At 74.2% G+C, this 12102-nt stretch carries 10 protein-coding genes; 1 reads left to right on the forward strand and 9 read right to left on the reverse strand.

Annotation, left to right across the window (positions count from 1 at the left end; translation table 11 throughout):
- Positions 1-7 precede the first annotated feature (7 nt).
- From ruvX to CBZ_RS13085, 6 genes are all read right to left on the reverse strand, one after another.
- Positions 8-568, reverse strand: a complete 561-nt coding sequence (ruvX, locus tag CBZ_RS13060) for a Holliday junction resolvase RuvX (RefSeq protein WP_130781965.1) — start codon at positions 566-568, stop codon at positions 8-10.
- Between the two features lies 1 nt (position 569).
- Entirely contained in the window at positions 570-3248 is a 2679-nt protein-coding gene (gene alaS / locus CBZ_RS13065) for an alanine--tRNA ligase (RefSeq protein ID WP_130781966.1), read from the reverse strand.
- A 100-nt stretch (positions 3249-3348) separates the two neighbouring features.
- Positions 3349-3726 carry a hypothetical protein gene (locus CBZ_RS13070; protein WP_130781967.1) on the reverse strand — a complete coding sequence of 126 codons (378 nt, stop codon included), beginning with the start codon at positions 3724-3726 and terminating at the stop codon, positions 3349-3351.
- Positions 3726-4094: a DUF948 domain-containing protein gene (locus CBZ_RS13075; RefSeq protein ID WP_130781968.1), complete on the reverse strand. Its 369-nt coding sequence runs from the start codon at positions 4092-4094 to the stop codon at positions 3726-3728. Before CBZ_RS13075 ends, CBZ_RS13070 begins: the two co-directional genes overlap by 1 nt.
- Positions 4095-4238: 144 nt before the next feature.
- A complete protein-coding gene (rpsD, locus tag CBZ_RS13080; RefSeq protein WP_130781969.1) occupies positions 4239-4865 on the reverse strand; it encodes a 30S ribosomal protein S4 in 627 nt (208 codons plus the stop codon).
- A gap of 277 nt (positions 4866-5142) precedes the next feature.
- The gene (locus CBZ_RS13085) at positions 5143-6513 is read right to left on the reverse strand and encodes a replication-associated recombination protein A (RefSeq protein ID WP_130781970.1); all 1371 of its coding nucleotides are present in this window, start codon (positions 6511-6513) and stop codon (positions 5143-5145) included.
- Positions 6514-6618: 105 nt separating this feature from the next.
- Between CBZ_RS13085 and CBZ_RS13090 the strand changes: the two genes are divergently transcribed.
- Complete coding sequence (locus CBZ_RS13090) at positions 6619-8862, forward strand: MMPL family transporter (RefSeq protein ID WP_130781971.1); 2244 nt, start codon at positions 6619-6621, stop codon at positions 8860-8862.
- 6 nt (positions 8863-8868) lie between these two features.
- Here CBZ_RS13090 and CBZ_RS13095 read toward each other — a convergent pair whose 3' ends face one another.
- The 3 genes from CBZ_RS13095 to CBZ_RS13105 all read right to left on the reverse strand — a co-directional run.
- Positions 8869-9672 carry a GNAT family N-acetyltransferase gene (locus CBZ_RS13095; protein ID WP_130781972.1) on the reverse strand — a complete coding sequence of 268 codons (804 nt, stop codon included), beginning with the start codon at positions 9670-9672 and terminating at the stop codon, positions 8869-8871.
- Positions 9669-11459 carry an aspartate--tRNA ligase gene (gene aspS, locus CBZ_RS13100; RefSeq protein WP_130781973.1) on the reverse strand — a complete coding sequence of 597 codons (1791 nt, stop codon included), beginning with the start codon at positions 11457-11459 and terminating at the stop codon, positions 9669-9671. The genes CBZ_RS13095 and aspS overlap by 4 nt, the downstream gene beginning before the upstream one ends.
- Before the next feature lie 176 nt (positions 11460-11635).
- A partial coding sequence (locus CBZ_RS13105; protein ID WP_373862178.1) for an SPL family radical SAM protein occupies positions 11636-12102 on the reverse strand: 467 nt, incomplete at its 5' end.

The raw sequence follows: 12102 nt of genomic DNA on the forward strand, positions 1-12102 counted from the left end.
GTACGCGTCACTCCACCGTCGCTCGTCCGTCGCCCGCAGTCTCCCCGTGCGCCGGACGCTCGTGCTGTGATCGATCGACGTCGACCGGTTCCCCGGGACGCCGCCCCGTCGCACGTTCCGCGTCCAGCGCGTACTGCAGGATCACCACCGCGGCCGCCTGGTCGACGACCTGCCGGTGGCGGCGCCCGGATCGGCCGGACGCCTGCAGCGCCTGATGTGCGGTCACCGTGCTCATCCGCTCATCGACCAGCCGCACCGGGACGGGTGCGACGGCCTGCGCCAGTCCCACAGCGTACGCGCGCGCGGCGGCAGATGCGGCACCTTCGGCTCCCGACAAGTGGCGGGGCAGCCCGACGTACACGACCGCTGCACCGCGTTCACGCACCTCGTCCACGATCCGCGCGACGTCGGTCGGCGTCCGCCGCTCCTTGCGGCCCGGGGTGTCCCGCGCCAGCGTGTCGACCGGGGTCGCGACGAGCCCGTCCGGGTCGCTGGCCGCGAGGCCGACCCGGACGGAGCCGACGTCGACCGCGAGGCGAGCGCCCCGGACGACGTCGTCGACCGGCACGTCAGGCCCGGACGCCGTCGACGACGGACGCGAGGGCGTCGCCGAGCCGGGCCGCGTCGGTGCCGCCGCCCTGCGCGAGGTCGTCCTTGCCGCCGCCACCGCCGCCGAGCACGCCCGACGCGGTCCGCACGAGCGCACCCGCACGCACGCCCGCCGCACGCGCGGCCGCGTTGGTCGCGACGACGACGACGGGACGGCCCTTGGTGACGCCGCCGACCGCGACGACCGCGGGCGCGGACTCGCCGAGGCGCGAGCGCACGTCGAGCACCAGGGTGCGGACGTCGTCGCCCGACACCTCGCCCGCGTCGTACGTCACGACGCGCGTGCCGTCGACGTCCTGCGCGCCCGCCGCGATCGAGCCGGCGGCCGCGAGGACCTGCGCCTGGCGCAGCGCCGCGAGCTCCTTCTCGGAGTCCTTGAGCTTGCCGAGCAGCGACGAGACGCGCTCCGACAGCTCGTCGGGACGCGCCCCGAGCAGGCCGGAGAGCTGGCTGACGAGGGCCCGCTCCTTCGCCTGGTACCCGTACGCGCCCGCGCCGACGAGCGCGTCGACACGGCGGACGCCCGACCCGATGGCCGACTCGGACAGCAGCGTGACGAGGCCGAGCTCGCCGGACCGCTTGACGTGCGTGCCCGCGCACAGCTCGAGCGACCAGCCGTCGCCGATGTTCACGACGCGCACCTCGTTGCCGTACTTCTCGCCGAACAGCGCCATCGCGCCGCGGCCGCGCGCCTCGTCGATCGGCATGACCGAGTCGGTCACCTCGAGGTCGTCGCGCAGGCGGTCGTTGACGCGCTGCTCGATCTCCGCGACGACCTCGGACGGCGTCGCGGACGGCGAGCGGAAGTCGAAGCGCAGCCGGCTCGGCGCGTTGAGCGAGCCCGCCTGGGTCGCGCTCTCCCCCACCGACTCGTGCAGCGCCTTGTGGACGAGGTGCGTGGCCGTGTGGGCACGCGCGATCGCCCGGCGCCGCGCGATGTCGATGCGCGCGACACCGGACTCGCCGAACGCGACGGTGCCGTCGACGAGCCGGCCGTGGTGCACCGACAGGCCCTTCACGGGCGCCTGCACGTCGTCGACCTCGATCCGCGCACCGCCGTCGAGGACGATGACGCCGGTGTCGGCCTGCTGGCCGCCGGCCTCCGCGTAGAACGGCGTGACGTCGAGGACGACCTCGACCTCGGCCGGCGCCGTCGCGGCGGGCGACGGCACGCCGTCGACGAGCAGGCCGACGACCTTCGCACGCGCCTCGGAGTCGGTGTACCCGACGAACTGCACGGGCTTGGCCGCCTGCTCGCTGAGCGTCGAGTGCAGCTCCTGGTACGCCGCGGTGTCGGCGCGACCCGCCCGCTTGGCGAGGGCGTCCGCACGCGCCCGCTCGCGCTGCGCCTGCATGAGCGTCCGGAACGCCGTCTCGTCGACGGAGACGCCCTGCTCGGCCGCCATCTCGAGCGTGAGGTCGATCGGGAAGCCGTACGTGTCGTGCAGCGCGAAGGCCTGGTCGCCCGAGAGCACCGGGACGGTGCTGCCCTTCACGGCCTGCACCGCGGTGTCGAGGATCGTCGTCCCGGCCGCGAGGGTGCGGCGGAACGTCTCCTCCTCGGCGTACGCGACCTGGCTGATGCGGTCGAAGTCCCGCACGAGCTCCGGGTAGGACGCGCCCATCGCGTCGCGGCTCATCGGCAGCAGGACGGGCAGCGCGGGGTCGTCGACGCCCAGCAGGCGCATCGCGCGGATCGAGCGGCGCAGCAGGCGGCGCAGGACGTACCCGCGACCCTCGTTCGACGGCGTCACGCCGTCGCCCATGAGCATGAGACCCGAGCGGACGTGGTCGGCGACGACGCGCATGCGCACGTCGTCGTCGCGGTTCGCGCCGTACCGACGCCCGGACATCTGCACGGCGCCGTCGATGACGGGACGGACCTCGTCGATCTCGTACATGTTGCCGACGCCCTGCAGCAGGTACGCGACGCGCTCGAGGCCCATGCCGGTGTCGATGTTCTTCTGCTTGAGGTCGCCGAGGATCGGGAAGTCCTCCTTGCCGCCCCCGTCGCCGCGCTCGTACTGCATGAACACGAGGTTCCAGATCTCGACGTAGCGGTCCTCGTCGACGACCGGCCCGCCCTCGGCGCCGAACTCCGGGCCGCGGTCGACGTAGATCTCCGAGCACGGGCCCGCCGGTCCGCGCGCACCCGTGGACCAGAAGTTGTCCTTCATCCCCCGGCGCTGGATGCGCTCGTCGGGCAGGCCCGCGATCCGCTTCCACAGCGCGGCCGCCTCGTCGTCGTCGTGGAAGACGGTCACCCAGATCTTCTCCGGGTCGAAGCCGTAGCCACCGTCCGCCTGCGACCCGGTGACGAGCTCCCACGCGTAGGTGATCGCCCCCTCCTTGAAGTAGTCGCCGAAGGAGAAGTTGCCGTTCATCTGGAAGAAGGTGCCGTGCCGGGTGGTCTTGCCGACCTCCTCGATGTCGAGGGTCCGGACGCACTTCTGCACGCTCGTCGCGCGGGGCCACGGGGCCGTCTGCTCGCCGAGCATGTACGGGATGAACGGCACCATGCCGGCGATGACGAACAGCGTCGAGGGGTCCGGCGAGATCAGCGGGGCCGACGGCACCACGGTGTGGCCCCGGCCCTCGAAGTAGTCGAGCCAACGCTGGCGGATCTCGGCGGTGCGCATGGTGTCCTCGTGAGTCGCTTCGGGTGTCCCGTGCGGGACGTGGTCGTGTCAGGTGCAGCGCCCGCTCGTGCGGCGCGTGTTCCCGGCCGGTCCGGCCAGGCTAGAAGAAGGCGTAGCCGTCGTCGTCGTCGGGGTCCTCGGTCGGTCCCGCGCCCCACTCGCGCGGGACGTCCCGACCCGGTCCCCCGCGCCGCGCGTCCCACGCCCGGCGCAGGTCGTCGACCCGCTGCGGGCGCTGCGCGCGCAGCGCGTCGACGTCGACGTCGCCGACCAGCTCGTGGCGCAGCTGCTGCTCGCGCTCGGCGAGCCCGGCGGCGAACTCGCGCCGCGCCGTGGCCAGCGCGCCGCGGAAGCGCCCGACGCCCTCGACGACGTCGGTCGCGCCGGGCGGCAGGTACGCCTCGACGACGCGGCGTCCCTGGCGGATCACGACGACGGTCACGACGACGCCGACACCGACCCAGACCAGCCGGCGCATCAGCGGCCCTTGCCCGCACCCGCGACGAGGCCCGACAGGGCACGTCGCACGCCGTACGAGAACGCCGCGACCTTGATCATCGGCCCGCCGACGGTCGCCGCGAACAGCGCCGTGAGCGCGGACACGTTCTCCGAGACCTGCGCCGCGGCCGTCGTCACGGTGTCGATGTGCTCGAGCTGCACGTTCGACGACGCCACGAGCGTGGCCGTCTCGTCGAGCACCGGCACGGTGTGCTCGGTGAGCTCCTTGACGGAGTCGCGCGTCTCGTCGAGCACCCGGCCGAGCTTGAGCAGCGGCACGGCCAGCAGCCCGACGAGCAGCACGAACGCGATCGCGGCGATGAGACCCGCGACGTCACCCACCGACATGCTCGTCCTCCTCGTCCGGGGTCGAACGACCCGCCGAAACCCTACCCGTGGTTGCCTGCCCGGCCCGCGAGGCTTTCCGCGCGCCCGGGACACGAAGGCCCCGCGTGCGCAGCAGCGCAGCGGGGCCTTCGCGGTGGAGCGGTGTCAGCGCGCGTAGTACTCGACGACGAGCTGGACCTCGCAGGTCACCGGGACCTCGGCGCGCTTGGGGGCGCGGACGAGGACGGTGCTCAGCTTCTCGAGCTGGACGTCGAGGTAGCCCGGGACGGCCGGCAGGACGTCGCGGTGGGCGCCGGCGGCGGCGACCTGGAACGGCGTCGTGGCCTGGCTCTTCGGCTTGACCTGGAGGGTCTGGCCGGGCTTCACGCGGAACGACGGGCGGTCGACGATCTTGCCGTCCACGAGGATGTGACGGTGCGTCACGGCCTGGCGGGCCTGCAGGATCGTGCGGGCGAAGCCCGAGCGCAGGACGAGCGCGTCGAGACGCGTCTCGAGGTTCTCGACGAGGGCCTCACCGGTCAGGCCCGGGGCCTTGCGGGCGTCCTCGTAGGCGCGGGCGAGCTGCTTCTCGCGCAGCGCGTACTGCGCACGCAGACGCTGCTTCTCGCGCAGACGCACCGCGTAGTCCGACTCGGTGCGGCGACGGGCACGACCGTGCTCACCGGGCGGGTAGGGACGCTTCTCGAAGTGCTTGACGGCCTTCGGCGTGAGGGCCAGGCCGAGGGCGCGGCTCAGGCGGACCTGGCGGCGCGAACGGGTCACACTGGTCACAGAGGTACTTCCTGTCGTTGCTCGATCACACCCGCAGTCGGAAGGTCTTCCGGCGGGGTGGGGCCGACCTGTGGTCGTCGCGGAGCGCTGCTGCGAGAGCGGTGCTGCGACGGTTGGCTGAGGCCCCAGGAGTGTCCGTGACGGGCGTGCCGGACGCGCCAGGGGCACATCGGGGCACACGTCACCGCGGACGAACTCGGCAACTCTACCCCAGCGGCCGGTCCCGACCCCAATCGCCCCGCTGTGCACGCCCCGTCGTCGGCCCGCAGCCGAGGGGTCACGGCAGGATCGTGCGGATCCGGTCCAGCCGCTCGGTGACGTTCCGCTCGAACCCGCGGTCCGTCGGCGTGTAGTACCGCGACCCCACCAGCTCGTCGGGCAGGTACTGCTGCGCGGCGACGCCGTGCGGGGCGTCGTGCGCGTACACGTACCCCGCGCCGTGGCCGAGCGTCCGCGCACCCGGGTAGTGCGCGTCGCGCAGGTGCAGCGGCACCGAGCCGATCCGGCCCGCCTGCACGTCCGCGAGCGCCGCGTTGATCCCGTTGTAGGACGCGTTGGACTTGGGGGCGGTCGCGACGTGCACGACGGCCTCGGCGAGCACGATGCGTCCTTCGGGCATGCCGATCATCTGGACGGCCTGGGCGGCGGCGACGGCGGTCTGCAGGGCGCTGGGGTCGGCCATGCCGACGTCCTCGGCGGCGGCGATGACGATGCGGCGCGCGATGAAGCGGGGGTCCTCGCCCGCGGCGACCATGCGGGCGAGGTAGTGCAGGGCGGCGTCGACGTCGGAGCCGCGCATGGACTTGATGAAGGCGCTGATGACGTCGTAGTGCTGGTCGCCGTCGCGGTCGTAGCGGACGGCGGCGGTGTCGATGGCGCGCTCGACGGTGGGCAGGTCGACGAGGACGGGGCCGTCGTCGGCGTCGGGCACGGGGCCGGAGAGGGCGGCGCCGGCGGCGGCCTCGAGGATGGTGAGGGCCTTGCGGGCGTCGCCTCCGGCGAGGCGCAGGAGGTGCTCCTCGGCGTCCTCGGCGAGGGTGACGGCGCCGTCGAGGCCGCGTGCGTCGTCGACGGCGCGGCGTACGAGGCGGCGGACGTCGTCGGTGCCGAGGGGCTGGAGGGTGAGGAGCAGGGAGCGGGACAGCAGGGGTGAGTTGACGGAGAACGAGGGGTTCTCGGTGGTGGCGGCGACGAGGGTGACCCAGCGGTTCTCGACGCTGGGCAGCAGGGCGTCCTGCTGGGCCTTGGTGAAGCGGTGCACCTCGTCGACGAACAGGACGGTCTCGCCGCCGTCGGTCGCGAGGCGGCGTCGGGCGTCGTCGATGACGGCGCGGACGTCCTTGACGCCGGCGGTGACGGCGGACAGCTCGACGAAGCGACGGCCGGAGGTGGTGGCGACGAGGTAGGCGAGGGTGGTCTTGCCGGTGCCGGGGGGACCCCACAGGACGACGGAGGACGGTGCGGCGCGGCGGGCGGCGTCGTTCGGGGGCTCGACGAGGCGTCGCAGGGGCGACCCGGCGGCGAGGAGGTGCTCCTGGCCGGCGACCTCGTCGAGCGAGCGGGGCCGCATGCGGACCGCGAGGGGTGCGCCGGCGGCGACGGCGGGTACCCCGGCCGCGGTCGCGGTCGCGGAGTCGAACAGGTCCATGCGGGCAGGGTACGCACGGCCGCCGACGCGCCGCGCACGCGGTGACGGGGTCCGGCTGCGGGCGGACGCGGCCGCGCGTGCGCGGACGGCGCCGCACCTGCGACGATGACCCGCGTGTTCGCCCGCCTGGGTCGCGTCGTCGCCCACCACCCGCGCCTGACCGTCGTCGTGTGGCTCGTCCTCGCCGTGGCGGGGTACGCGCTGGCCGTGCTGGGGGTGCACGGGGAGAACCTGTTCGACCGGCTGTCGACGGGAGCGCCGTCGGTCCCGGGCTCGGAGAGCGCGGTGGGGCAGGACATCCTGCAGGAGTCCTCGACGACGGGGCCGTCGGTGACGCTCGCGGTGAGCGGGGTGGACCCGGCTGACCCGGAGCTGGTGGCGGCGTTCGCGCCGTTGCGCGACGACCTGGCGGGGATCGAGGGGGTGGCGTCGGTCATCGACCCGCTGGCACTGCCGGGCGGGGCGACGAACCCGGCGGCCGCGCCGCTGGTGGCGCGCGACGGCGACGGCTTCCTGGTGGTGGTCGAGCTGGAGCCTGACCTGCCGGGGGCGCAGGAGGCGACGGTCCACGACGAGGTGGTCGCGTCGCTGCGCGCGGTGCCCGGCGAGCTCGGTGCCGTGGCGCCGGAGGCGAGCGGGATCGTCGGCGGGACGGCGTTGATCATCGACGCGATCACGGAGCAGGTCGAGACGGACCTGCGCACGGGCGAGACGATCGCGCTGCCGATCGCGCTGCTGGTCATGGTGCTGGTCTTCGGCGGGTTCCTCGCGGCGGGCATCCCGATGGCGGGCGCGATCGCGTCGATCGCGGGCGGGCTCGCGGCGCTGCTCGCGTTCTCCTACGTGCTGGACCTCGACTCGTCGGTGGTCAACGTGGTGACGGTCCTCGGGCTGGGCCTGTCGATCGACTACGGCCTGCTCATCGTGTCGCGGTTCCGGGAGGAGCTGCACCACCTGGTCGACGACGACGGGGGCGCGTCGAGCCGGCGGCGTCGGGGGGACGGCGCGGTGCTCGCGGCGGTGGAGCGGACGATGTCGACCGCGGGCCGCACGGTGACGTTCTCGGCGCTGATCGTGGCGATCGCGATCTCGGGCCTGCTGGTGTTCCGGCCGCCGATCCTGCGGGCGTTCGGCGCGGCGGGGGTCGCGGTGATCGTGGTCGCCCTGCTCACGGCTCTCACGCTGGTCCCGGCGCTGCTGGCGATCTTCGGACGCCGCCTGGTGCGTCCCAGCGTCCTGTCGAGGATCCCGGGGCTGCGGGCGATCCTGGCGCGGACCGCGGACGTGCAGAAGGAGGAGGGGGCGTTCTCGGCGCTCGCGTCGCGCGTGCAGCGGCACCCGTGGTGGGTGCTGCTCGGGTCGCTCGCGCTGCTGGGCCTGCTCGCGGTCCCCCTGACGCGCATCGAGCTGCGGAACTCCACGACGGAGCTGCTGCCCATGGGGTCGACGCAGCGCGAGTACGTGGAGGTGCTGCGGGAGAGCTACCCCGCGGCGACCACGCCGGGCGTGACGGTCGTGGCGGAGGCGAGCCTCGAGGAGGCCACCGCGTGGGCGGCGGAGCTCGAGGGCCTCGAGGGTGTCGCGAGCGTCGACCCGCCGAGCGCGGTCGGCCCGTACGTCGTGGTCGGGGTCCGCCCGGACACCGACGACCCGGGCGACGCCGTGGCGCGGTCGGTCGTCGAGGAGGTCCGCGACCTCGACCCGGGCTTCACGACGTGGGTCACGGGGCAGGCGGCGAGCCAGATCGACTTCACCGCGTCCGTCGCGGAGCGTGCGCTTGTGGCGGCCGGGATCGTCGCGGTCGCGACGCTGCTGCTGCTGTTCCTCATGACGGGGTCGGTGGTCGTGCCGGTCAAGGCGCTCCTGACCAACACGCTGTCTCTGGCGGCGTCGCTCGGGGTGCTCGTGTGGGTGTTCCAGGACGGTCACCTCACGGGCGTCCTCGACTTCATCCCGACGGGCGGCATCGAGACGTACGTCGTGGCGCTCGTCGTCGCGTTCGCGTTCGGGCTCGCCATGGACTACGAGGTCTTCCTGCTGTCCCGGATCAAGGAGCTCGTGGACGCCGGGCGCAGCAACGACGAGGCGGTCCGCCTGGGCCTGCAGCGCTCGGGGCGGATCATCACGTCGGCCGCGGCGATCGTCATCGTCGTGTTCGCGGGTTTCGTCGCCGGCAAGCTGCTCGTCATCAAGGAGGTCGGGTTCGCCCTCGCGGTGGCGGTCCTCATCGACGCGACCCTCGTCCGGCTGTTCCTCGTCCCGGCGACGATGACGGTGCTGGGCCGCGCGAACTGGTGGGCGCCGCGCGTCCTGCGCCGGGTGCACGAGCGGCTGCCGCTGCACCACTGACGGCGCTCAGGGCGCGGGCCGGTCCGCTCCGGCGGGCCCGTAGGACGCGAGCTCGGCCTCGGTGCGGAACCCGAGCCGCGTGTAGATGCGCCGGGCGCGGTCGTTGTCTGCGTACATGCCGAGGGACACGAACTGCGCCCCCTCGCGCAGGCCGGCACGCAGCACCGCCGTGGTCAGCGCGGAGCCCGTCCCGGCACCCCGCGCCTCCGGTCGCACACCGAGACCGTGCAGGTGCCACGACACCGGGACGTCGCCACCGCCGCGGAGCGAGGCGCCCACGACGCCCCGCAGGCCGTCCGGCCCGGGCACGCCCCACCAGCCGGCCTCGCCGTGCGCGGTCGGGTCGGCGCTCGTGCCGGGGTTGGCGTCGGCCAGGCACGCGCGGATCGCCGCGGCGTCGCGGTGCGGGTCGAGACGCGTCACGGCACCCTCCCCCGGGTGCGGAGCCGGGCTGCGGTCGGCGGCGAGCCAGTCCCACGTCGAGAACGGCTCGAGCCCGAGCACGGCCAGGGTCGCGAGCGTCGGGACGGTGCCGCGCACCATGCTGAGCCACCGTGCCCGGTCGACGAACCCCGCACGGGACAGCGGGCCGTCGTGCGCGGCACGTCCGTCGACGACCGACGTCAGCAGACGCCCGGCCGCGACGGGGTCACCGAGCACGAGCAGGCTCGGACCGTGGTCCGAGGGCGCCGCGAGCAGCAGCGCCCCGTCGCGCTCGACCGCCTCGGCGGTGTCCCACCGGGCGTCCCCGCCCTGCAGCACGCGTGCGGCGCGCCACCGGGCGGGGAGCCGGTCGAGAAGAGTGCTCACGCCTCCGGCTGCGGGGCCGTCGGCGCCGTGGGTGCCTTGGGCTTCGCGTCGACGCCCGCCTCGCGGCGCTGCTCGGGCGTGATCGGTGCCGGCGCGGCCGTCAGCGGGTCGAAGCCGCCGCCGGACTTCGGGAACGCGATGACCTCACGGATCGACTCGGCACCGGTGAGCAGCGCGACGATCCGGTCCCAGCCGAACGCGATCCCGCCGTGCGGCGGGGCGCCGAACTGGAACGCGTCGAGCAGGAAGCCGAACTTCTCCTGGGCCTCCTCCGGGCCGATGCCCATGACCTCGAACACGCGCTCCTGCACGTCGCGGCGGTGGATACGGATCGAGCCGCCACCGATCTCGTTGCCGTTGCAGACGATGTCGTACGCGTACGCGAGCGCCGCGCCGGGGTCCTGCTCGAACGTGTCGACCCACTGCGGCGTCGGGGACGTGAACGCGTGGTGCACGGCCGTCCAGGCGCCACCGCCGACCGCGACGTCGTCGTCCTCGCCCGTGGGCTTGAACAGCGGCGCGTCGACGACCCAGACGAACTCCCACGCCTTCTCGTCGACCAGTCCCCCGCGGCGGCCGATCTCGAGGCGTGCGGCACCGAGAAGCGCGCGTGCCTCGGTCGCCTTGCCCGCGGCGAAGAAGATCGCGTCGCCGGGCGACGCACCGGTCGCGGCGACGAGCCCCGCCCGCTCCGCCTCGGTGATGTTCTTCGCGACAGGACCACCGAGCTCGCCGTCCTCGCCGACCGTCACGTACGCGAGGCCCTTGGCGCCGCGCTGCTTGGCCCAGTCCTGCCACGCGTCGAACCCGCGGCGCGGCGTGCTGCCGCCGCCCGGCTGGACGACCGCACCGACGTAGGGCGCCTGGAAGACCCGGAACGGCGTCTCGCGGAAGTAGTCGGTGAGCTCGACGAGCTCCAGGCCGAACCGCAGGTCCGGCTTGTCGGAGCCGTACCGCGCCATCGCGTCCGCGAACGTCATGCGGCGGATCGGCGTGGGCAGCTCGACGTCGATCAGGCGCCACAGCGCGACGAGGATCTGCTCCGCGAGCGCGATGACGTCGTCCTGCTCGACGAAGCTCATCTCGACGTCGAGCTGCGTGAACTCGGGCTGCCGGTCGGCGCGGAAGTCCTCGTCGCGGTAGCAGCGGGCGATCTGGTAGTACCGCTCGAGCCCGGCGACCATGAGCAGCTGCTTGAAGAGCTGCGGGGACTGCGGCAGGGCGTACCAGGAGCCCGGCGCGAGCCGCGCGGGCACGAGGAAGTCGCGCGCGCCCTCGGGGGTCGAGCGCGTGAGGGTGGGCGTCTCGACCTCGACGAAGTCCTGCGCGTCGAGCACGGCGCGCGCGGCCTGGTTGACCTTGGCGCGCAGGCGGAGCGCGCGCGACGGCGCGGGGCGGCGCAGGTCGAGGTAGCGGTGCTTGAGGCGCGCCTCCTCGCCGACGGTCTCGTCGAGCGACGACGACACCTGGAACGGCAGCGGGGCGGCCTCGTTGAGGACGACGACCTCGTGCGCGACGAGCTCGACCTCGCCCGTGGCGAGCTGGGCGTTCTCGTTGCCCTCCGGGCGCCGGCCGACCTCGCCGGTCACCTGCAGCACGTACTCGGCGCGCAGGCCGTGCGCGACGGCCTCGTCCCGGATGACGACCTGGGCGATGCCGGACGCGTCCCGCAGGTCCACGAACGCCACGCCGCCGTGATCGCGCCGCCGGTCCACCCAGCCCGTGAGGGTGACGGTGGTGCCGACGTGCGCGGCTCGCAGCGAGCCGGCCTGGTGGGTGCGGAGCACGGGTGTTCCTTCGCTCGAGGACGGGTGGGGTGCGCCCGACGGGGCACCCGCACGATCCTAGTGGCCGCGAGCGCACCCGCCGCCCGGGCATTTCCGTCCCGGACCCCCGGACGGCGCACGGCATCGCCGTCGCCGGTTGCGTGGGCGGTGCGCCACGGGCGGGCCGGCCGGTGCCCTCAGAAGAGCGTCGGCTGGGCCATTGCGGGGGCGGCGACGTCGGGGGTCGCGGCGGGCATCGAGCCGACCGGGTACGCGCCCTCGCGCTCGGGTGCGGTGCGGCCCGCGCGGTGGCCGGAGCGGTCGCCGAAGCCGTGCCGCTCGAGCAGGGGGGCGACCCGGTCGCGCAGCCACCGCCCGTAGGCGTCGGGCGCGTAGGCGCGGGAGCCGTAGAGCTCCTCGTAGCGGGGGACGAGCGCGGGCCGGTAGCGGGCGAGCCAGCCGAGGAACAGGGGCTTGACGGGTCCGCGCAGGTGCAGGGGCAGGATCGTGACGCCGGACGCGCCGGCGTCGGCGAGGGCGCCGAGCAGCGCGTCGAGGTGCTCCGTGCTGTCGGTGAGCCACGGCATGACGGGCGCGACCATGACGCCGCAGGGCAGGCCTGCGTCGCGGACGGCGCGGACGAGCTGGAGGCGGGCGCGTGGGG

It is taken from the genome of Cellulomonas biazotea, assembly GCF_004306155.1.
GTDB lineage: Bacteria > Actinomycetota > Actinomycetes > Actinomycetales > Cellulomonadaceae > Cellulomonas > Cellulomonas biazotea.

Excerpts from the sequence above, each read along its gene's own strand:
- alaS (WP_130781966.1), bottom strand. The coding sequence starts at position 3,248 with ATGCGCACCGCCGAGATCCGCCAGCGTTGGCTCGACTACTTCGAGGGC.
- CBZ_RS13070 (WP_130781967.1), bottom strand. The coding sequence starts at position 3,726 with ATGCGCCGGCTGGTCTGGGTCGGTGTCGGCGTCGTCGTGACCGTCGTC.
- CBZ_RS13075 (WP_130781968.1), bottom strand. The coding sequence starts at position 4,094 with ATGTCGGTGGGTGACGTCGCGGGTCTCATCGCCGCGATCGCGTTCGTG.
- CBZ_RS13085 (WP_130781970.1), bottom strand. The coding sequence starts at position 6,513 with ATGGACCTGTTCGACTCCGCGACCGCGACCGCGGCCGGGGTACCCGCC.
- CBZ_RS13090 (WP_130781971.1), top strand. The coding sequence starts at position 6,619 with ATGACCCGCGTGTTCGCCCGCCTGGGTCGCGTCGTCGCCCACCACCCG.